Below are 22,848 nucleotides of genomic sequence, written 5' to 3'. Positions count from 1 at the left end.
GTAACTTTTCGACTTTATAACTTTATAACCATAGAACTTTAAAATTTCCCAAATTAACAGGATTTAACGTATAAAACTGTGGTGTTCAATTCATAAATTGTAGTTTTGCCTTTCGATTTATTAAAACAGAAAACATCATAATTTATGAGTCAAGTAAAAGAAAATGATACTGTAAAAGTTCATTACACAGGAAAATTAGGAAATGGTCAAGTTTTTGACAGCTCTTTAGAAAGAGAACCTTTAGAAGTTACTCTAGGACAAGGGATGCTTATTCCTGGTTTTGAAGCAGGTATCATTGACATGAAAGTAAACGAGAAAAAAACAGTGAATATCCCTGTTGCTGAAGCATACGGTGATGTTCGTCAGGAATTATTCTATGAGGTAAAAAAAGAACAATTACCACCAGATATGACTCCTGAAGTAGGTATGGGCTTGGCTTCTAAAGACCCAGATGGTAGAGAAGTACAGTTTAGAGTTGCTGAAGTACAAGATGAATTCATCGTTGTTGACGCAAACCACCCATTAGCTGGTCAGGATTTAACATTCGATTTAGAGCTTGTAGAGATTAAGTAATATCTAATTGCAAGTTAACACTAGTATAATTATATAAAAAGTCTGGACTTCGGTTCAGACTTTTTTAGTTTAATACCATTTTAACCATATAATGTCGCATATAATTTGTAGTGATAATAGACCCTTCAGGTTTTAAAAACCTGAAGGGTCTGAAAAACAATTATATCTATGAGAATTACTGAAATTCGTATCAAAAAGGAAGCTTGATGAGTCTCTGTGTTATAATCTCAATGTAATCAATAAGCCTCTACTTCGGGTTAATAAAAGTTTCAATATCATAAGTAGACAACTTAGGGTTAGCCCCTTCCCTTTCCGTAACAAGTGCTCCAACAGCACTGGCAAAATTAATAGCGATTTGTGGTTCTACATTATTTAATAACTGGCTCACTAATGAAGCTAAAAAAGAATCTCCAGCACCTACGGTATCGGCTACTTTAATTTGATAACCACTGTTGTAGTAGAGTTGATTCTCATAGAGTAAAACCGCACCATGCGCCCCCTTGGTCACACAAATCGTTTCAGTATTTGTTTTTTCGGCAACAAACCTTAAGTTTTGCTCAAGGCCCTTAAATTTTGAACCTAAATAGGCGCTCACTTCAAAAAGCTCATCGTCATTAAACTTAATAAAATCAGTCTTATTCATCAAATAGACTAGAATTTCTACGGTATAAAAAGGTGGTCGTAGATTCAGGTCAAATATTTTATATTTTGCAACTTCAAGTAAATCAAAAAGGGTTTGTTTTGAAATGGCATCACGAGTCACTAAGCTTCCAAAAACAAAAGCGTCAGCGTTTTTTACCGCGGAAACGGCTGGAGCTTCCACAGTGATTTTATCCCATGCACGGGGATATTCAATGGTATAACTGGCGGAACCTTTTTCATTCAAACTCACTTGAACATCACCGGTTTGAAAGCTTTCTGACTTTTGTATGTGCTCTGTATTAATGCTATTTTCTTCAATAAAGCTTAATAAACTTGCGCCTAGTTCATCATTTCCTACCGCACTAATCATGGATACTTCGTGTTCAAACGAAGCCAGTCTTAGGGCTACATTTAAAGGTGCGCCTCCTATTTTTTTATGCTTTGGAAAAACATCCCAAAGTACTTCTCCAAAACAAACAATATTGGACATGTCTTAATTTTTATTAGTTTTCATCATGCTGAATTTGTTTCAGCATTTCATCATCTTTATACTAGGAATAGCTTCCTCAAATTGAATTTTCCTCAATGTGTCAAATGAAGCCTGCTTATCCGAAGACAGGCGCAGTCGTAACCAACAGCATCAATGTTCTCGACTCCGCTCGAACACCATCACTAGAAGGCCTGAGTTCAGGTTTATCATTCTAAAAACGCTTTCGACTACGCTCAAACTGACATCGCAATCTCAGATCAACAGCAGTGCTCTAGCTGAAAAACGTATGATCTGAGAACTTAACCTTTACATAACGGAAATCATTCAATTTAATAAATATTTGATTCCATGGTTTGCTGATTAATGGAGTTCTTGAATATCTCCAAAATACGTTTTGCAATACCAGTCCATCCAAAGTTACGACGCGCAAAGCGAGCGCCTTCCACAGACAATTCATTTCTTAAATTCGGATACAATAAAGGCATTGACATCATAGCACCAAACTCCACAGGGCGATGTGGATCAGCAAACAAGGCTTGATTTCCAAAATCAATTAAATCATAGAGACCACCATGAACAGTCACGACACTTGGTGTACCGCAGGCCATAGCTTCAATGGCTACCATCCCAAAAGGTTCGTAACGTGAAGGCATGGCAAAAATATTCGCCGAACGATAAACATTGGCTAAATCTTCATCGGCAATGTAATTTTTCCACTTAATTTTATCGGCAACACCTAATTCTGTGGCTAACTTTACTAATTTCTCAACCCCTTGTTGATCTTGTTTGGAATCGCCACCTACAGCTGCAACGAGTCGTGCTTCAGGACAAAGATCAAATACCGTAGGCAATGCTTTAATTAATAAATCATAACCTTTATTATGTGCCATTCGGCCAAGGGCTAAAATATCGGTAGGGTGAATATCATATTTGAGTCTAATTTTATCATTTTCCTTTGTAGGTACCGGGTAAAATCGGTTTTCATCAATTCCTGGTGGAATCATGCCACAGTTACGCGGTAACACATCATATTGCTGGGTTAATAAATCGACTTGAGGTAGCGTTGTTGCAATCACGTAATTACACATTTGATACACAAAATACTCTTTTCTAATACGTTCCTTAAAACGGTAGGTCTGCTCCATTTTCTTTTCATCCATGTCACTCCCCATAGAATGCTGTTTCCACCAACCTAGTGAGTGCGGCGTATGTACGTGTGAAATACCTAACTCTTCAGCAATTTTTTGTCCAGCCCAACCGGCATCCCAATAATGCGAATACACAATATCATATTTTTTGCGTTCTTTTTTAATGGCCGCTAAAGTGTTGGTTACAAAAGCCTTCAAATGGTCGTGCATATCTTCTTTTCGAATGAATTTTTTTCCTCCGAAAGGAATACGCCAAACATTATAATTTTCATTCACCTCATCATATTCAGGCTGCTCCTCAAATTGACGGGTTACCAAATCAACATTACGCCCTAAACGACTAAAACGCTCGGCGAGTTCTAAAACATAAACTACTTGTCCGCCTGTATCTGGTTTTCCTAATTCTGGTTGTGCTGCAACGTAACCGTGCAACGAGATCATTAATATTGACTTCATTGTATCTATATTTTAGTTATTATTTAGTTATTTTTAAATCGTGACAAGCTGAAATGTACTGCGCAGCAGACCATGCCTGATAGGCTTTACCCATAGGTTTTCCGGTAACGCCATGAGCCCATTCAGTAAACTCCCATTCTTCACTCATCCCCTCTTTATTAATTAAGGCTAGTTTGTACAGCTCTGAAATGGCCATTTCCTTTTGGCCGAGTTTATTAACAAACTTCACCCAAAAACCACCTACAAAAGGCCAAATACCACCATTATGATAGTGATTTGGTAAGTTTAAGAGATTCACGGTATAATAGGGACGCCAATCAGGATCACCTGGCATCACAACAGGATATACATTGGCCACTGGAAAAGGATCATTTACTCCAGCGCCCAACATAAATCGGAAGGTTTGATGAGCCTTTTCTGAGTCTACTGTACCATGTAGAAAAGCTAAAATATTTCCTAAAGTATCACAGCGCCAGCTAAAATCGAAAGGTGTGGTTTGTGCAATTAAATATGATGTATCACCTAGGGTGAATTGTTTTTCGGCAAAAGACACCGAATTAAACATTTGTTGTTTTGTGGAAGGCCAAAAATTCTGAACGATTTCCTTTTTAATCACTTGTGACCATCGAATGTATTCTCCTGCCTGTTCAGAATCGCCTAACATTTCTAACATGCGTCCGAAACACACATTAGAGCGGTACCATAAAATTTCATCGTAAAGAATATTATAACTTCTTCCGAATAAGTCGGTCCAATCTCCTGCTTCAGGAATTTCTAATAAAGCATCGTTATTACTATCGTGAGCCCCAAGCCAATTCATGGTTTTCTTAATATCGTCTATATGAGTTCTTAAGAATTCGATGTCTTTCGTCACATTAACATATTCATACAGTGCTATAATCACCCAAATACCACTATCAATTGAGCAAATGCCACCCACACCAGAATAATCAGGAACATTGTCTTTAATACGCACATTCGATGGAATCTGACCATTTCTAGAAATGTGTTCTAACAAGGTTAAGAGGGTTTGACGCTGACACTTATGAATCTCTTCATCATGAATAAGTGGTAAAGAACCAATCACGGTAATCGCGCCGTCTCTTGCCCAAACACTATGATAATTAACATCGGTTCCATGGGTAATATTATCTTCAATAGAACATGCCGAAAACCCTAGAGGCGTAATGTTTTTCTTTAAGGCTTCAACCGCTTTTTTATAGCCTTCTTTAATGAGGGCGATTTTTTCATCTTCATCTTCCGAAGCCATATTATTTAACTCCTGCTGAACAAAGAAATCATCGGTATGATCAACATCTACAGCACAGTTTGCTTCTTCTGGTAATACATCATAAAACACCAAACCTTCTATTATACCATCACCTTGTTCTTTTTCTGAATGGTAAACCTGACGGTGTTTGGTATAGGCATAAAGTTCTTCATGAGCATTAGCTACAACAATACCTTTAACATCCTTTAAATCGAACATAGCCGAATCATTACCGCTATCTCCAGCGACTACAACCTCACAAAATTCTATATCGAGATTTCGAAGTAACCATTGTAAAGCATTTCCTTTATTAGCCCATTTAGGTAAGACATCCAAAAACTGGTTTCCTGAGTACACCAGGTTGATGTCCATATTGGCCTTGATAAAATCCTTTTCAATACTTTCTATTAATGCAGGTTCTGCATCGTGAAGAAAGTAGCTTCTCTTATAAGCATGTTGAAATCTAGAAGGTTGATCACTTATAGGGTGCGTTATGCCTTTTACCACTTTCTCAACGGCTTCTAAGTTCCAGCCATCATCTAAAATGTCATTAAACTCCTTAACAACACTTTTAGTTTTATAATTATAAATGTGTGTTCCTACTCCTGAAATGATATAATCAGGCTCTGGTAAAACCTTAGTTTTTATAAGATTTAAAACATCATCTATAAGCCGTCCCGTGTTATAGGTTAATAACACATCGTTTGACGGTTTATACTGTTCCCAAATTTTACGAAAATTACTTTTGTAGGTGTGAAATTCTATTAACGTGTTGTCAATATCGAAGGACAAGAGCTTAATGGTGCTCTTATTAACAGGGTTTGTTTCCATATATAAGAAAGACATTTTTTAAGCGTTTTTGATTGATTTCGACTAAAAACAATCAAAAAAACAGGTTTATTGGCTTAATTTACGCAAAAAAGCCATAAAAACGTCCTCTATAGGATTTGATATTAACTGTTGAATTTATTTTTACTGAAATAAAAATATTACATGCATGAAAATATGTATTTAAAAATATAAGCAGCTAATACCATGAATATGGAAATACCCCAATACAAAACTAAATTCCGCTTATAAAACCACCATAAGGATCTTTAAATTGCAAGCCTTCGGTAAATCGATGTTTACTAAGTTGCTTAAACTCGACTAAAGCCCAAAGCACAAACTCTTTCACAAAGTAACTATCTTCAACAGCGAGGTTGGGCTGATGCTTTCCTAATAAATCATCTAAAGGCGAAATTACGTTTAACAAGTTTTGGTAATCCTTGTCTTTGGCATCATCTAACAATTCAAAACCTTCCTTTTGATTAAAAAACCAAGACACAATATCATCATACTCTCCATCTTCATCTTGCTTTTTAAGCTTTTCTATTTCAGGAAAATATTCTACAAATAGAGTTTTTACCGCTTCACCTATTAAATTAAAAGCTACTAAGGCAGCACCTTCTTGCTCACCTTCATAGACTAGTTCTACTTTGCCTGTTATAGACGGAATCACTCCCACAAAATCAGACAAACGCACGGTCGTTTTTTCATCACCGGCTATTAAAGCACGACGCTCGGCGGTGCTTAATAAATTTTCTAAAGCCGTAATACTTAATCGGGCACTCACACCACTTTTAGCGTCGATATATTCACTATCACGGGCTTCAAAAACAATTTGCTCTAATAAATCGCGAGCTAAATCTGGAACTGTTACAGTAGATTTCTGTGACTCCACAAGTTTTGCTTCTTGTTGCGTAATTTGTCTTGCTGTTTCAATATTTATTGGATAATGCGTTAAAATTTGCGAACCAATACGGTCTTTTAAAGGTGTTACTATACTTCCTCTATTGGTATAATCTTCAGGGTTTGCCGTGAATAAAAACTGAATATCTAAAGGCAAACGCAGTTTAAACCCTCTAATTTGAATATCACCTTCTTGTAATATATTGAATAGCGCTACTTGAATACGGGCCTGTAAATCTGGTAATTCATTAATCACAAAAATGCAGCGGTTCGCCCGAGGAATCATGCCGTAGTGAATCACACGATCATCGGCATAACTTAACTTTAAATTGGCCGCTTTTATTGGGTCTACATCACCTATGATATCAGCTACTGTCACATCGGGAGTGGCTAGTTTTTCTGCAAAACGCTCGCTACGGTGTAACCAAGCAATGGGTGTATCATCTCCTTTTTCTTTTATCAACTCTATAGCAAATCTTGAAATAGGTTGCAAAGGGTCATCGTTAATCTCTGAACCTTCTACATAGGGAATATATTCATCCAATAAATTCAGCATTAAACGTGCTAAACGTGTTTTTGCTTGTCCGCGTAAGCCTAATAAATTAATATTATGGCGTGATAAAATGGCGCGTTCCAGCTCAGGAATCACCGTGTTTTCATAACCATGAACCCCTTCAAAAGTGGTTTCTTTATTTTTTATTTTCTGAATGAGATTGTTTCGTAATTCATCTTTTATCGACTGACTTTTATATTCTGAAGCTTTAAGAGCTCCTAAGGTTTTTATGTTCATTGTATGTTGAGTTGTTTTTAAGGAGTTGAGGAGTACAGTTGAAAAGGAGTTAAGGAGTTAAGGAGTTAAGGAGTGTGGTAGTTAAGTAGCTTGACACTTGACACCTGAAATTTTCAACTTTTAATTCTTCATTTTTCACTTTTAATTCTTAATTCTTAACTTTTAATATTTAATATTTAACTTTTAATATTCAACTTCATCCTACCCTCGTATTCGTTTCTTTCTATTTGTTTCGTAATCTTCAAAAATCATTTCGCCTAAGCCTTTAATGCCGGTGTAGAATGCTTTACCTTGATTGGCATGGGTAAATTCTCTAACAAACTGGCGTAAATAAGCGTCTTGAGCTATCATGAATGTGGTTATTGGAATATGCAAACGCCGTGCTTGCTGGGCCATGGCATAGCATTTATTCACGATATGTGCATCTAAGCCCATACTATTTTTATAATATTCGCCGTCGGGAAGCCTTAAACAACTTGGTTTTCCGTCGGTAATCATAAAAATTTGCTTGTTGGTATTCCGTTTACGGCGAAGTAAATCCATAGCCAATTGCAAACCAGCCACCGTATTGGTATGATAAGGCCCTACTTTAAGGTAGGGTAAATCCTTAATTTCAATCTGCCAAGCGTCGTTTCCAAAAACTAAAATATCTAAGGTGTCTTTGGGGTAACGTGTGGTAATTAATTCGGCTAGAGCCATAGCTACTTTTTTGGCTGGTGTGATGCGGTCTTCACCGTATAAAATCATACTGTGACTGATATCAATCATAAGTACGGTACTCATTTGCGACTTATGCAAGGTTTCTTCAACCACCAAATCGTCTTCCGAAAGGGTAAAATCATCAATACCATGACTAATTTGTGCATTTTTCAAACTCTCGGTCATAGAAACTTTATCGAGCGCATCGCCAAATTGATAGTTTCTGAAATCACCGGTATGCTCATCGCCTGCTCCGAGGCTTTTACTTATATGATTTCCTTGTCCGCTACGCTTGATATTCCCAAAAATACGGTCTAAAGCCTGCTGCCGGATAGCGCGTTCGGTTTTGGCTGTAATCGCTGTACCACCTTTACCGTCTGGTTTAATTTCTTCGCGTATATAACCCTTCTTTTTAAGATCTTCAATAAAATCATCAATGGTATATTCTGGTGTGGTTAATTTGTATTCCACATCCAATTCGCGCAACCAAGATATGGCTTCATCAAAATCGCCAGAAGTATGGGTAATCAACTCTTTGAAAATTTCAAAAAGTTTATCAAAAGGCGATTGATAAGGCGCTTCGAAGGTTTTGAATACAAAGCCTTTCCGTAGTGTCTGTTTATTATTCATAGCTCCATAAAAATACTATAATTTTATAGAAATATGAAAATGGGTTGATTAGTTTTTAGTTTTAGACTGTTACGTGAAGTTAGTTGTTGGTTGTTGGATGCTTACTCTTGCGAGATTATTACACAGAGGTGCGCAGTGGTTTCACTGAGTTACACTAAGTTCTTTTTAGACACGAATTTCACAAATTAATCACTAATTTATACGTACTACATCTTGGCTGATTAACATCTTCGCGAGAAACATATTAGTTGTTGGTTGTTGGTTGTTTACTCTTACTAGATTATTACACAGAGGTTTCACTGAGGTGTTTTTAGACATGAATTTCACTGATTTTCACTGATTTTTATGCACCACTACTTGGCGGCTTAACGTCTTCACGAGAAAATTGTTAGTTGTTGATCGTTGGCTACTTACTCTTGCTAGATTATTACACAGAGGTGCGCGGAGGTTTCACAGAAGCACACGGAGCGTTTTTAGACACATATTTCACTGATTTTACACCAAAGCCAAATAAAACTGCGTTTGCAGCTTAGTAGTTATTCCATTTAATTTATCTTTATCACCTATTTAATTCTCACTATTAGTATGAACACCTTTTTAAAACGCATCTTAATACTATTATCTGTGGTAGCATTAGGGTTATTTTTATATTCAGTTTTTGTTGAAAATATTTTTGCTCCGAGATTAAGTCCGGAAGACACCGTTGAGTTTAAATTAAACGATTTAGAACTAGAGGTTTTCTACAACAGGCCTTTTAAGAAAGACCGTGAAATCTTTGGAGCCTTAGTGCCATACAATCAAGTATGGCGAACAGGTGCCAACGAAGCCACTACTTTTGAAACCAACGAAGATCTTGAAATCAATGGGATGCCTTTGAAACCAGGAAAATACACGCTGTGGACTGTACCAAAAGATTCTACTTGGACAGTTATTTTCAACTCAAAACAATACAAGTGGGGTGTTAATGCACAAATGCAACCCATGTGGGACCCAAATTACGATGTGATTACCACAGAAGTTCCTGTCCAAAAACTTGACACTACCGTAGAACAATTTACTATTGCGTTTGATAATTCAACCGACCATTTATTTTTAACAATGGCTTGGGATAACGTAAAAATAGCATTACCTTTGAAGTAACTAAACGCACGCTACCATTTCTTGGATTTTTTGTCTAAAAAAAATGATGTCAAATCATAAAAAATTCAAAAAATCCAGTATTTATTTCTTTGAATTTTAGAAATAAATTATATTGATTAAATCAATAGAACTTAAATTTTATAACAAAAATAATAACAAAATGGAACGAGTAAGTCAGAAGTACGTAATTACGAAAAACATGGACTGGGAAGAACTTGGTGGCGGAGTATCAAGAAAATTCTTAGGTTACGATAACCAAATTATGATGGTTAAAGTAAAATTTGATAAAGGTGCATTAGGAGCTCCACATCAACACTTCCATACACAAGCTACATTCGTTGTTGCCGGTAAATTCGAATTCGAAATTGACGGTGTTAAGCAAATCGTAGAAGCTGGTGACGGTGTTTATATCGAGCCAAATTTACTACACAGTGCTGTTTGCTTAGAAGAAGGTATGTTAATTGATACATTTAGCCCAGTAAGAGAAGATTTCTTAACTGGTGGTGGTGTATCTTATTTCGGAGATAAAGACTAAGTTTTTTATAAACGATTATATGAAGCGTTCATGTGGTGGATAACATCATATGAACGCTTTTTTTTTGTGACTTAACCTTATCAAGTAGTATTATCTTCTTTGTTCTAGAGTTAAAGCACTTAAATTGTAATTGTCCTTGCGAGACCCACTATAAAAATTTAAAAAAACGGTGATATTGACGTGTTTTAAATTTTTGTTTTGCAGACCCTTCAGGTTTCAAAAATCTGAAGGGTCTTATCACGTCAATGATAGCGCATCCGGTCTCGACCGCGAAATCAAAAGAACACAATCTAAAATAGAATTTGAGAGCACCTAGCTAGTAGCTTAAGTCTTTAAAGGTTTTCATGTATACTGTATTTACAAAAAGTCTCTTCTGAAAAAACAAAACACGTAACACTTTCACATAATTTGTACATTTATAAAAAGTTTTAAATCCGTGTTAGACCACAGCAAACATAGCACTTCTTCAGAAGCCAATGATTCTACCCCAGAACTTGGGCAAGCCGCGGCCATCAAAAAATTTAAAGCAAATAAAAAAGCAAAGGCATCTCCTAAGAATTTGTTCCAAGGTATTCGAAATCAAAACATCAGCGCTTTAAGCCAAAGCATTACCCTAATTGAAAGTCATAAACCCTCCGATACCGAGCAATCAAGCACCCTTATTAAAGCCTGTTTACCCCATGCTAATAAATCCATTCGTATTGGCATCACCGGTGTACCTGGTGTTGGAAAAAGCACTTTTATTGAAAGTTTTGCTAAGTTTTTATCAGATCAAGGCAAACGTGTTGCGGTTTTAGCCATTGACCCGAGTAGCGCCATAACCAAAGGGAGTATTTTAGGCGACAAAACCAGAATGGCTGCTTTGGTAAGTGACAAGAACGTTTTTATTAGACCTTCTGCGGCTGGAAAAGCTTTGGGAGGTGTTGCTAGAACCACTCGTGAGTCTATAATTTTATGCGAAGCCGCAGGCTTTGATGTCATAATCATTGAAACCGTTGGTGTGGGACAAAGTGAAACAACGGTGCATAGTATGGTCGATTTCTTTTTACTTTTAAAGCTTCCCGGTGCTGGAGATATGCTTCAGGGCATCAAACGTGGTATTATTGAAATGGCTGATGCGATAGCTATTAATAAAGCTGATGGTGACCATCTTAATCAGGCTAAAATCGCGCAAACCGATTTTAAAAATGCCCTACACCTCTACCCAAAAAACCAATCGGGTTGGCAAACACCTGTAAAGCTTTGTAGCGCATTAAAAAATGAAGGTATTGATGTGATTTGGAACTTGATATTGGACTATGTACATGTCACTACAGCGAACAACTATTTCAGTATAAAAAGGCTAGAACAGAATAAATACTGGCTCATTCAAACCATTGCGAACAAATTATCATCTAACTTCTTTAGTAAGCCAGAAATCCAAGAAGCTTTAAACCAACAAATAGAATTATTAGAAAGGAATAGAACCAGTCCTTTTGCCGCCGCTGAAGTTCTTCTAAAATTAAAGTTCTAATCCATCGCGTAACGCTTTAAGGCAAACTGAGCTATATAGTAAAACAATACGCCAGCAATAACACCAAAGGTGAGTCCGCACAAAAGATCTAACGGGTAATGAACCCCGACGTAAACACGACTATAGGCTACCATTAAACTCCACACGATTAAAATAAGCATGAGGTATTTATAATACGGTTTTAGCATCAATCCTGCAAAAATAGCAGCTGCCATAGAATTAGAAGAATGCCCTGAGAAAAAACCATATTTACCACAACGCACAGCTATAAAACGCACCTGATCGGCAATACTTGGCTCGCCACAAGGTCGTAAACGTTGAAAACCACGTTTAAAAACATTGGTAATTTGATCGGTGAAAGTAATCATTAAGGCTATCACCACCACCATAATCAATAAAGATTTAAGTCCGAGTTTCTTATAAATTAAATATAATAATAGCGCGTATAAAGGAACAAAAGTGAGTTTATCGGTTACTACCAACCAAAAGTTATCCCAAGCTGGTGTACCTAAATTATTTAAAAATAAAAATAGTTCGGTATCGTATTTTATTAATTCTTCAATCATAAAAAAACTTACTCTTCGTATTTGGCTACTTCGTTATCGTAAAAGTCTGTTGCCAATTTAATAGCATTTTCAGTTTCAGATTCTAGTTCCTTTTGGTCTTCAGCATCAAAATCTTCAAACCACTCCACCTCATCATTTTCAAGGTTAATAATAAAACGCGGAAATTCGGTATGAATAACATAGATAGCATTTGGAAATTCGGTATTATCACCTAAAATAAACTTTGGAAGACTCATGTTTCTTATGATTTGTTGTTCGACAAAATTAACCTTTTCGTTAAATAATTAAACCTTATATACAATAAAATCGCAGCGGTAGTTAAACCCGCTAAAAGTCCGGTCCAAATACCAAAGCTTCCCAGTTGGTCTGCTTTTCCAAAATACCAGCTCACGGGAAATCCAATAAGCCAGTAAGAAATAAAGGTGATTAGGGTTGGGATTTTAACATCTTGTAATCCGCGTAAAGCCCCCAAAACCAACACCTGAATACTATCACTAATTTGAAAAATTGCTGCAGCAATCAGTAAGTTAGAGGCAATGCTCACCACTTCGGTGTTATCGGCAAGGTTTTTTACATCATCAAAATCTACATAAATTTTAGGTAAATACGCATGAAAAGCAAAGAAAAACAAGGCGAATACAGTTGCCATTAAGGTGCCCATTAAAAACAAAGAGAACGCTATACGTCGTAATTCATGATACGCTTTTAAGCCTTTTTGGTTTCCTACTCTAATCATGGCTGCAACGCTTAAACCTGTAGCCACCATAAAGGTCATCGAACTTAAATTTAAAGCAATTTGGTTAGCTGCCTGCGGATTTTTTCCTAGTAACCCACTTAACCAAATAGCCGCGGTAAAAATGGCCACTTCAAAAAACATCTGCATGGCACTTGGAGCCCCTAAATCTAACAGCTTCCGAAGCATGAGTTTATCTAAAATAAAAAACTTAATGTTGGTCACATAGGCTTTAGACTTCTCTCTTCCTTTTAATAAGTACCACAGGTACCACACCATAATTAAACGAGACACCAAAGTACCATAAGCCGCACCTACAATACCCATTTCTGGCATGCCGAATTTCCCAAAGATTAGCATGTAATTCAAAACAATATTAATCACATTTCCTAAAAGCGTAGCATACATGGGGAATTTGGTCATGGACAAACCATCACTAAATTGCTTAAAAGCTTGAAAAACCACTAGGGGGATTAAAGAAACAGCCACCAAATCTAAATACGGAATAGCCAAAGTCACCACTTCTTCTGGTTGCTGCATCAAATACATAAGTGGTTTGGCTAAAAACACCAATAGAAATAGTAAAACACCAATAACGGTACACAAAAACAGTCCGTTTTTAAAGGCTGATTTTCCATTTTTAAAATCATTGGCTGCATCAGATTCTGCGATGATTGGTGTAATCGCTGTTGAAAACCCAATACCCAATGACATGGCAATAAACATGAAGCTATTTCCTAAAGACACAGCTGCAAGTTGGGCGGTTCCTAATTGCCCCACCATGATATTATCAACAAAACTCACGAAGGTATGTCCCAACATGCCAAGCATGACAGGCGCTGCGAGTTGCCAATTGTATTTAAATTCTTTGGTGTATTGAGATAATTGCATGCTGCAAAAGTAGCCTTATTTTATCGGAAATAATCAAAAACTATTGAAAGTAAAAGGCTTGTTATTAAGCTTAATAAATATTCAGATTTTGGTTTTTAGCCTGCTCAAATTCGGCCATAATTTCTGAAACAATTTCAGCCACCGGCTTAATATCATGAATTAACCCTGAAACTTGTCCGATTTCCAATTCTCCAGCTTCTAAATCACCTTCAAACATGCCTTTTTTGGCACGACCTCGACCTAATAAGTTTTTCAATGCTTCGGTAGTCGGGCTCGTTTTGTACAAGTCTTCCACTTCCGTAAAGAACTTATTTTTAAGTAAACGTACCGGAGCGAGTTCTTTTAAAGTCAATTTGGTATCCCCTTCTTGGGCTTCAACCACGGCATTTTTAAAAGACTGATGGGCAGAACTTTCTACACTAGCAACAAAACGACTACCAATTTGAACCCCGTCGGCCCCTAAAATCATGGTAGCCAACATGGCTTTTCCTGTGGCTATACCTCCAGCGGCAATGATAGGAATTTGAATTTTTTCTTTAACCATGGGGATTAAAGTTAGCGTGGTTGTTTCATCCCTCCCGTTATGACCTCCAGCCTCAAAACCTTCAGCGACTATAGCATCAACCCCAGCATCCTGAGCTTTCAAGGCAAATTTTAAACTACTTACCACATGAACAACAGTAATGCCACGTTCTTGCAACCAAGCGGTCCAGGTTTTAGGATTTCCTGCAGAAGTAAACACGATTTTAACCCCTTCCTCCACAATAATACCCATAATCTCTTCAATATTCGGATACAACATGGGTACGTTTACGCCAAACGGTTTATCGGTAGCTTTCTGACATTTCTGAATGTGTTCGCGTAATACTTCGGGGTACATAGACCCCGCGCCTATAAGTCCTAATATACCAGAATTACTAGCCGCTGAAGCTAGGCGCCAACCACTATTCCAAACCATACCGGCTTGAATGATAGGATATTTTATTCGGAACAATTCACAAATACGATTCATTATTTTTTAATGATTTTAAAGCTGCTCTTTTCATTTTCTAAATGAATTTCACCTAGATACAGCCCTTCAGGCAAATGACTTAAAGAAACACCGTTTTTATTATTCACAACAGTATCTAATACTAAAACACCCAATGTATTATATAACTTCAATTGTGCTTCACTGCTACCTGAATCAAATGTTATAAATAGGGTTGAAATTACAGGATTTGGGTATATTTTGAAACTTAAATTATTGAATTCGGTATTCGACAAGCCTTTTTGAAAAGCTTGGTACAAATTAGGAACGCCATAACCCAATTGATTATCTGGGCTATTAAACTGAGAACCTGAAGCTCGAACGAGTGCTAAAATATCTTCATGGCTCTTATCTGGCAAGGCTTGCATTAAACAAGCCACACCCCCTGCCATAATAGGCCCGCTAAAAGAGGTACCATTATTTTGAACGATGGCATCATTTCTATCTATAAGGTAAGCGCGATAGCCTCTAGCCACCACGTCTGGTTTTTGAGAGGGTTGGTTTGCACTGCCAACAGAACTAAAACTCACGTAATTTTCTGAAGCATCAACTGCTCCAACAGACAACACAACAGGCGAATCGGCCGGTGCTCCTACACCAGAACTCCCCGAGTTTCCGGCTGAAGTCACCAAAAGCAGCCCTTTTTCGAAAGCGATATTAGACCCTTTTGTGATAAACGCTGTGTTACCGTTCATTTCGGCATTGGAATAGCTGTAATTTGGGTAATTCGGACTGTAATCTTTATAACCTAATGAGGTGTTTATGATATCAACGCCTAAACTATCGGCACGTTCTGCAGCTTCCACCCAATAGCTTTCCTCTACGGGATTTTCATCATTGCCATCTTCAGTTCTAAATAAATAATAAGTCGCATCGGGAGCCGTGCCTACATATTCATCTTGCACATAAGCAGCCATACTACTCAATACTTGTGTGCCGTGGCTAATACTTCCAGCTCCTGGCGCATAAGCATAAACATCATGGGTACGGTCTACAAAATCATAACCATCTTTTAAGTTCCCTGCGGTTCTTAAACGTTCAAAAGCATTCATCGTATTCACATTCGTAAAGGCTGCATCTAAAACCGCAATACTAATGCCTTCACCTGTAAAATCATCTTGATGTAATTGATGAGCAGCAATCATTTCGACTTGATTCTGCGTATTACCATACACAAAATCGGAATTTGAATTTTCTAAACTGAATTTATCTGTGACTTGAGCTATTTTTGACCGTGTAGCGTATTTAGCATTCAAACTTTTATCAGCAAAATCAATATAATCTATAAATGAAAGCGTGGCATTGCTTCTTAAATTATCGATAGCTGTTTTTGAACCACGAATATGAACGGCATTAAACCATTTGGACTTCGCCAATACAGAAATTCCGGTAGCACTTTTAAGCACTGTGATGTATTGTTCATTGACAGGAACATCTCTATAATCTATAGCTACGCCATCTTTCTGTTTTCTATCAATAGCTTTTTGAGTGAGGATACTGATAGGGTTATTTAAAGCCGCAGTGACATTTTCTTTATCAATGAAGTACACCCAAGCGTCTTCGACTTGAGAAAACACAAGGCATTGTAAGAGAAGAAAGCCCAAACAAAGTAATTGTTTCTTCATAGTTCAATTTTAGAATCGGACTAATTTACGAAATTACCCCCGAACCAATAAGCTCGTCTTCCAAGTACCAAGCCACAAACTGTCCTTCGGTAATGGCTGATTGCTTATTATCAAAAGTCACATATAAACCGTTTTCTACTTTATGCAGTGTTGCCGTTTCTAAAGCTTGTCGGTAACGAATGCGTGCTTTAACGTCCATGGTTTCACCATCTGCTAAGGCTAAATCCTCACGCACCCAATGCAATTCTTGGTTGGTTACAAACAGGGCCTTTTTATATAAGCCAGGGTGTTCTTTGCCTTGACCTGTGTAAATGACATTTTCTTCAACATCGGTATCAATAACAAACAGAGGCTCTACGGTGCCGCCTATACCTAAACCTTTACGTTGCCCTTTCGTAAAATAATGCGCACCTTGATGCTTACCTACTACTTTACCATCAGCAATTTGATAGTGTTGTTTTTGAGATAAAAAGGCTAAACTCTCTTCTTCCGAAGAAAAATCGGGAACGTCTTGATTGTAGTTTTCAAAATTATTAGGAATTTCAACAATAACCCCTTCCTTAGGCTTTAATTGTTGCTGAAGAAAATCTGGAAGTTTTACTTTTCCTATGAAACAAAGGCCTTGAGAATCTTTTTTATCCGCTGTAACCAAATCTAATTTTGTGGCGATTTCACGTACCTCAGGCTTGGTTAACTCCCCTATTGGAAATAAAGATTTAGCCAATTGTTCTTGAGATAACTGACATAAAAAGTAGGATTGGTCTTTATTACCATCTACACCAGCCAATAACTGGTAAGTTTCAGCTCCATCTTTTTCAATAGTGCCCTTCCGGCAATAATGGCCTGTTGCCACATAATCTGCACCTAAATCAAGGGCGATTTTCATGAACACATCAAATTTAATTTCACGATTACAAAGCACATCAGGGTTTGGTGTACGCCCTTTTTCATATTCATTGAACATGTAATCTACGATACGTTCTTTATACTGTTCGCTTAAATCGACGGTTTGAAACGGAATACCTAATTTTTCAGCCACTAGCATGGCGTCGTTACTATCGTCTAGCCACGGACATTCATTAGAAATGGTTACCGAGTCATCATGCCAGTTTTTCATAAACAAACCAATAACCTCGTAGCCTTGCTCCTTTAACAAATAGGCTGCTACACTTGAATCTACACCGCCAGATAGGCCAATAATTACTCGTTTCATTCTAAAAAAATTAGGGCACAAAGATACATATAATTACAAGATGCGTAAAACAATATAGTTTATATCAAATGTAACATAAAACGATTTTTTTAACAGTTTAACAAAAAAAGCATTACAAAAATTGTTATTTAACATAATTGTTGCTATATTTATACGACATCAATAGTAATAATAAAACTACATACAGAAAAGTATTAATTTAATTCGTGTTATTTTTCTGTCTTTTTTATTATATTTACTAATAGATACGTGAAATTTGACATTTACAAAACAAGATATCTTTAAATACCGGTATCTGTTTTTTTTAAAGTATACAATAATCGATAAACCGATTTATTGAAACAATATTAGTTTAGTTAGTTTTGGTTTGTTAGTTTGTAGACAATTATCACTCTTTCCACCCTCGAATAATTGTCTATAAAAAAAGAGAGCTCCTTAAGATTTAAGGAGTTTTTTTTGTGCGCTTAGAGACATAAGAAAAGTTCTTTTCTTCAACCAATTTGCCATTCTCGTAAAACTTCCACATGCCAATTTTTTTACCATTTTTGAACATGCCTTCAGACACCAGTTGGCCTTTAGCGTTATAAAACTCAGACTTCCCATGAAAAACGTCATTTTCATATTCGTTTTTAGTGAGCATCGTATTGTTTTCAGTGTATGAATAACCCGTGCCTTCTAATTTCCCGTTTATATAGTTGTTTTTTTCAGCGATCGCTCCATTAGGATAATACACCAAACGTTCACCAGTCAATTCACCTGAATTATTATAATGTTCTAAAATCAGTATATCTTCTGAGTTTTTTTGGTAGTATTTCCAAGTACCAATATGTAATTTACCATCCATTTTTCCTTCACTAATCACTTTTCCGTTAGATGCTAAAAACTTGACCTCAGCAATCGAAGTGCTGTTATTAAACTGCTTCGTAGCGCTCAGTATGGCTTTGTTCTTATAATTCTTATAGAATTTAAACAAACCAACTTCCTTACCATGCTTAAACTGCCCTTCGTATCTTAAGATATCTGTGCCTTCAAAATTCTTTTTCCAAACGCCGTGACGTTTGCCTTCAGCATCAAGTTGGTTAATCTCCTGAGCAAAAGTTGGATAACTTATCATTAAAACAAGTAGTAACCCTATTATCCTTTTCATATATTAAATTATTTATAACGCTTTCGCGGAAATATACTTTACAAACGTCTAATACCTCTTTAATTGTATAACATTTATAATTCTCGTCATTTTGAAGACGACAATAATTAGTTCGAGGTTGAATGACATAAAAATTCAAGATGTTTTTATAACAAAAAAGCCGCCAAAATAAATTTCAGCAGCTTTTAAAATATATCAAATGGTATTATTTACCTTTTTTCTGAGCTTTTTGTTGTGCTTCAGCCTGCTCCATCATTTCTGCCATTTTCTTTTGGAAACGGTTTTGCTTCTTAGGCTTCTTCTTATTCTCCTGAATTTGTGCATGAATTTTATCTTCATCAAGAATAAAGTTCTTAATCACCAAGATAATACCAATACTAATTAAGTTTGAAATGAAATAATATAAACTCAAACCAGACGCATAGTTATTAAAGAAGAATAGCATCATGATTGGTGAAAAATACATCATATACTTCATCATTTTAGCCATATCTGGCATGCCCTCTTGTTGCGGTTGCGCTGCTTGCATGTTCTGTCCAGTCGTTAAACGCATGTAGAAGAAAATTGCTATAGATGCCAAGATTGGGAACAAACTCACGTGACTTCCATAAAACGGAATATTAAACGGCAATTCTGCAATAACATCATAAGACGATAAATCATCTACCCAAAGGAACGGTTTCTGTCTTAAATCGAAAGCTGAAGGGAAAAATTGGAATAAAGCATAGAATACTGGCAATTGTATTAAAGCTGGCAAACAACCCGCCATTGGGCTTGCCCCTGCTTTATTTTGCAAGGCCATAGTTTCTTGCTGCGCTTTCATTTTGTTATTCTTATGTTTTTCGCGAATTTCATCCAATTCCGGCTTTAAAATTTTCATTTTAGCCTGTGATAAGAATTGTTTGTATTGTACAAAAGACAATAATATTTTAACCAAAATAGTCATAACTACAATGGCAATACCATAAGACATATAAGCCCCAAGAAAGCTAAATAAGGGCATGAACACATAACGGTTAATCCACCCAAAAATACCCCATCCAAAAGGTACTAACTCATCAAGATTTCTATCATAAGCATTTAAGATATCGAAGTCATTCGGACCAAAATACCAATCCATCGACTCGTTAAACTCACCGCCTTGTAATTCCAAAGGCATTTTAGCCGCAAAATCTTTAGTATAAACCGTATCTACAACCTCATCATCAACAAGATTTTCTGTTTTGATATTAGCCGTTTTAAAGGCCTTATCGGTTAATAAAACTGATGAAAAGAAGTGTTGTTTAAAACCAATCCAAGTGACATCTTCAATGTCTTTATCGGCATCACTTGCCCCTGTATAGTTATCTTTTCCTCCTTCATATTCATAATGCACATCAGTATACCTGTTTTCATAAGTGATACTTTTTGCATGACGGAATCCTTTAATTTTCCAATCTAAATTAATTTCAGAAGCACTATTGATAACATTACCCAATCCTTGCGAACGCACCGCAAAGTCAATCATGTAATCGCCTTCCTTAATGGCGTAACGGTACTCTAAAAACTTGCTTTCAGAAACTTTAAGCTTCATAGAAACCACAGTCTCATCACCGTTTTTAGTTACTTCAGGAACAAATGGTAAATCTTTTGTGTTTAAGTTGCGACTATCTGAAGTTCCAAAATTAATATTGAAAGATGAATTTTTATCTTGAAGCAAATAAATAGGAAGTGAATCATAATCTACAAATTGCTTTAAGCGCACTTCTGAAAGATACCCCCCTTTGCTGTTGAATTTCAATTCAAACAAATCGGTTTCAACCGTAGTTTCTCCACCTTTAGATTGCATCGCTGAATAAGCGAAAGCCCCTAATTTATTTTTTAATGCTATTTGCTGTAACGAATCAAGGCCTGAACCTGTAGTATAATCTGAAGCTGTAGTTACCGCAGTTTCACTGTCTGAGTTCGCTTTCTTTTCAGCAGCAACTTGTTCTTCTTTTGCTTTTTGCTGTGCTTCAATTTCTTCAGGTGTTGGCTGATTTTGCCACAGCATGTAGCCTAAAATTCCGAAAATAAGGACAAAACCTATAATCGAATTAAGATCTAATTTTTTTTCTTCCATATTTTAATTGAAGTCATTTTAACTTATTGAAACCTTTCTTTATATAAAAGATTGTTTATGATTTAAAATGACAAGGTATTTGTTATAATCTGAATGGGTTATTCAATAAACGCTCCAGTTTTATTTTTTTGCCATACTGGCACTTCTTTTTCCTCTGCTGTTTGTTAAGGCTGCTTTTACGAAAGCCACAAATAAAGGGTGTGGGTTAGCCACTGTACTCTTATATTCAGGATGGTATTGTACACCAACAAACCAAGGGTGTTCTGGGATTTCAACAATCTCAACCAAACCTGTATCTGGGTTTAATCCAGTTGCTTTCATACCTGCAGCTTCCAATTGGTCTTTATATTTACCATTAAACTCGTAACGGTGCCTGTGACGTTCGCTAATGCTTTCTGCTTTATAAATATCACGAATAGCAGAACCTAGTTTTAAATCACAAGCCCAAGCTCCTAAACGCATCGTTCCGCCTTTATCGGTAATTGTTTTTTGGTCTTCCATCAAATCAATTACAGGATTCTTTGATGTAGAATTCATTTCTGAAGAAGCGGCATCTTTAATACCCAATACGTTTCTAGCAAATTCAATAACTGCCATTTGCATACCAAGACAAATACCTAAGAAAGGCACATTGTTCTCACGCACATATTGCACTGCATCAATTTTACCATCAATACCACGCTCTCCAAAACCAGGTGCTACTAAAACAGCATCTAAATGACCTAATTTCAACTTCGCGTTATCTTTATTGATGTATTCTGAATGTACAGATTCTACATTTACTTTTACTTCATTTTCCGCGCCAGCGTGAATAAAAGCTTCTAAAATAGATTTATATGAATCTTGTAACTCAACGTATTTACCAATTAATCCGATAGTAATTTCAGATTTCGGATTTTTATGACGGTGAACAAATTGATTCCATTTTTCAATATCCGGCACATCACTTTGAAGTGCTAACTTCTCAAGAACCACTTTATCTAAACCTTCGTCTAGCATTAAGTTAGGTACATCATAAATGGTTGACGCATCAATAGACTGAATGACTGCATTTTCTTTTACGTTACAGAATAAAGCCAATTTACGACGTAAATCTTTTGGTAAGTTGTGCTCGGTTCTACATACTAAAATATCAGCTTGAACTCCACTTTCCATTAAGGTTTTAACACTGTGCTGTGTTGGTTTCGTTTTTAATTCGCCAGCAGCAGATAAAAATGGTACAAGCGTTAAATGAATTACGATACCGTTATTTTCACCTAAATCCCAACGTAACTGACGTACAGCTTCGATATATGGTAAAGACTCGATATCACCAACGGTACCACCAATTTCAGTAATCACGATATCATAATCGCCAGATTTACCTAAAATTTGGATACGCTCTTTAATTTCATCTGTAATATGAGGAACCACCTGAACGGTTTTTCCTAAAAACTCACCACGACGCTCTTTTTCAATAACACTTTGGTAAATTCTACCTGTAGTCACGTTATTCGCCTGACTAGTTGCACGGTTTAAAAAACGCTCGTAGTGTCCTAAATCTAAATCGGTTTCTGCGCCATCTTCAGTCACATAACATTCCCCATGTTCATAAGGATTTAAGGTTCCTGGATCAACGTTGATATACGGATCTAACTTTTGAATAGTAACTCGGTAACCCTGAGCTTGTAACAGTTTAGCAAGAGATGCTGCTATAATTCCTTTACCTAAGGATGATGTAACTCCACCGGTTACAAAGATGTATTTTGTAGTACTTGTCATGTTGCGCTTTTAAACGCAGGCAAATTTACGAAATTTTAATAGTTATTTGAGTGGTATTTACAAACATTATTTCAGAAGTCTTTTTGCAGCGCTCGCTTAGTTAAAATTCACATAACTCAAAACCATAAAAACGATATAAAAGATATGAATTAAGCTGTTCTTAG

18 protein-coding genes are annotated in these 22,848 nt (G+C 36.5%); 4 read left to right on the top strand and 14 right to left on the bottom strand.

The window, feature by feature from the left end; all coding sequences use genetic code 11:
• Positions 1-144: 144 nt before the first annotated feature.
• Complete coding sequence (locus tag F6U93_RS11945) at positions 145-573, top strand: FKBP-type peptidyl-prolyl cis-trans isomerase (protein WP_150940108.1); 429 nt, start codon at positions 145-147, stop codon at positions 571-573.
• Positions 574-820: 247 nt separating this feature from the next.
• On the opposite strand, the gene F6U93_RS11940 is transcribed toward F6U93_RS11945, so the two are convergent.
• From F6U93_RS11940 to F6U93_RS11920, 5 genes are all read right to left on the bottom strand, one after another.
• Positions 821-1,705 carry a carbohydrate kinase family protein gene (locus F6U93_RS11940; RefSeq protein ID WP_150940106.1) on the bottom strand — a complete coding sequence of 295 codons (885 nt, stop codon included), beginning with the start codon at positions 1,703-1,705 and terminating at the stop codon, positions 821-823.
• 329 nt (positions 1,706-2,034) lie between these two features.
• Positions 2,035-3,309, bottom strand: coding sequence for a glycosyltransferase (locus F6U93_RS11935; RefSeq protein WP_150940104.1), 1,275 nt, complete (start codon positions 3,307-3,309; stop codon positions 2,035-2,037).
• Positions 3,310-3,328: 19 nt separating this feature from the next.
• Complete coding sequence (locus tag F6U93_RS11930; RefSeq protein WP_225312685.1) at positions 3,329-5,425, bottom strand: HAD-IIB family hydrolase; 2,097 nt, start codon at positions 5,423-5,425, stop codon at positions 3,329-3,331.
• 217 nt (positions 5,426-5,642) lie between these two features.
• The gene (locus F6U93_RS11925; protein ID WP_150940102.1) at positions 5,643-7,100 is read right to left on the bottom strand and encodes a magnesium chelatase; all 1,458 of its coding nucleotides are present in this window, start codon (positions 7,098-7,100) and stop codon (positions 5,643-5,645) included.
• 201 nt (positions 7,101-7,301) lie between these two features.
• The gene (locus F6U93_RS11920) at positions 7,302-8,429 is read right to left on the bottom strand and encodes a vWA domain-containing protein (RefSeq protein ID WP_150940100.1); all 1,128 of its coding nucleotides are present in this window, start codon (positions 8,427-8,429) and stop codon (positions 7,302-7,304) included.
• A 585-nt stretch (positions 8,430-9,014) separates the two neighbouring features.
• On the opposite strand from F6U93_RS11920, the gene F6U93_RS11915 reads away from it, so the two are divergent.
• The 3 genes from F6U93_RS11915 (at position 9,015) to meaB (ending at position 11,617) form a co-directional block, all read left to right on the top strand.
• Positions 9,015-9,569, top strand: a complete 555-nt coding sequence (locus F6U93_RS11915; RefSeq protein ID WP_150940098.1) for a DUF2911 domain-containing protein — start codon at positions 9,015-9,017, stop codon at positions 9,567-9,569.
• A 160-nt stretch (positions 9,570-9,729) separates the two neighbouring features.
• Positions 9,730-10,104, top strand: coding sequence for a cupin domain-containing protein (locus tag F6U93_RS11910; protein WP_150940097.1), 375 nt, complete (start codon positions 9,730-9,732; stop codon positions 10,102-10,104).
• A 436-nt stretch (positions 10,105-10,540) separates the two neighbouring features.
• A complete protein-coding gene (gene meaB / locus F6U93_RS11905) occupies positions 10,541-11,617 on the top strand; it encodes a methylmalonyl Co-A mutase-associated GTPase MeaB (RefSeq protein WP_150940095.1) in 1,077 nt (358 codons plus the stop codon).
• Here the strand turns inward: meaB and F6U93_RS11900 are convergent.
• From F6U93_RS11900 to F6U93_RS11860, 9 genes are all read right to left on the bottom strand, one after another.
• Positions 11,614-12,183 (bottom strand): phosphatase PAP2 family protein, encoded by a 570-nt coding sequence (locus F6U93_RS11900; protein ID WP_150940093.1) that lies wholly within the window; start codon positions 12,181-12,183, stop codon positions 11,614-11,616. The two genes, meaB and F6U93_RS11900, sit on opposite strands and share 4 nt — an antisense overlap.
• A gap of 8 nt (positions 12,184-12,191) precedes the next feature.
• A complete protein-coding gene (locus F6U93_RS11895) occupies positions 12,192-12,419 on the bottom strand; it encodes a hypothetical protein (protein ID WP_150940091.1) in 228 nt (75 codons plus the stop codon).
• A gap of 5 nt (positions 12,420-12,424) precedes the next feature.
• A complete protein-coding gene (locus tag F6U93_RS11890) occupies positions 12,425-13,807 on the bottom strand; it encodes an MATE family efflux transporter (protein ID WP_150940089.1) in 1,383 nt (460 codons plus the stop codon).
• 70 nt (positions 13,808-13,877) lie between these two features.
• Complete coding sequence (locus F6U93_RS11885; protein WP_150940087.1) at positions 13,878-14,819, bottom strand: NAD(P)H-dependent flavin oxidoreductase; 942 nt, start codon at positions 14,817-14,819, stop codon at positions 13,878-13,880.
• Positions 14,819-16,462, bottom strand: a complete 1,644-nt coding sequence (locus tag F6U93_RS11880) for a S8 family peptidase (protein ID WP_150940086.1) — start codon at positions 16,460-16,462, stop codon at positions 14,819-14,821. The genes F6U93_RS11885 and F6U93_RS11880 overlap by 1 nt, the downstream gene beginning before the upstream one ends.
• 25 nt (positions 16,463-16,487) lie before the next feature.
• Positions 16,488-17,675, bottom strand: coding sequence for a tRNA 2-thiouridine(34) synthase MnmA (mnmA, locus tag F6U93_RS11875; RefSeq protein ID WP_150940084.1), 1,188 nt, complete (start codon positions 17,673-17,675; stop codon positions 16,488-16,490).
• Between the two features lie 442 nt (positions 17,676-18,117).
• On the bottom strand, positions 18,118-18,822 hold the full coding sequence (locus tag F6U93_RS11870) for a toxin-antitoxin system YwqK family antitoxin (RefSeq protein WP_150940082.1): 705 nt from the start codon (positions 18,820-18,822) through the stop codon (positions 18,118-18,120).
• Between the two features lie 205 nt (positions 18,823-19,027).
• The gene (gene yidC / locus F6U93_RS11865; protein WP_150940080.1) at positions 19,028-20,923 is read right to left on the bottom strand and encodes a membrane protein insertase YidC; all 1,896 of its coding nucleotides are present in this window, start codon (positions 20,921-20,923) and stop codon (positions 19,028-19,030) included.
• Between the two features lie 120 nt (positions 20,924-21,043).
• The gene (locus F6U93_RS11860; RefSeq protein WP_150940078.1) at positions 21,044-22,684 is read right to left on the bottom strand and encodes a CTP synthase; all 1,641 of its coding nucleotides are present in this window, start codon (positions 22,682-22,684) and stop codon (positions 21,044-21,046) included.
• Positions 22,685-22,848: the final 164 nt, after the last annotated feature.

Source organism: Pseudotamlana haliotis (assembly GCF_008806375.1).
Taxonomy (GTDB): domain Bacteria; phylum Bacteroidota; class Bacteroidia; order Flavobacteriales; family Flavobacteriaceae; genus Pseudotamlana; species Pseudotamlana haliotis.
The sequence above is the reverse complement of the archived record's forward strand: the minus strand, read 5'-3'. Positions and strand labels throughout refer to the sequence as shown.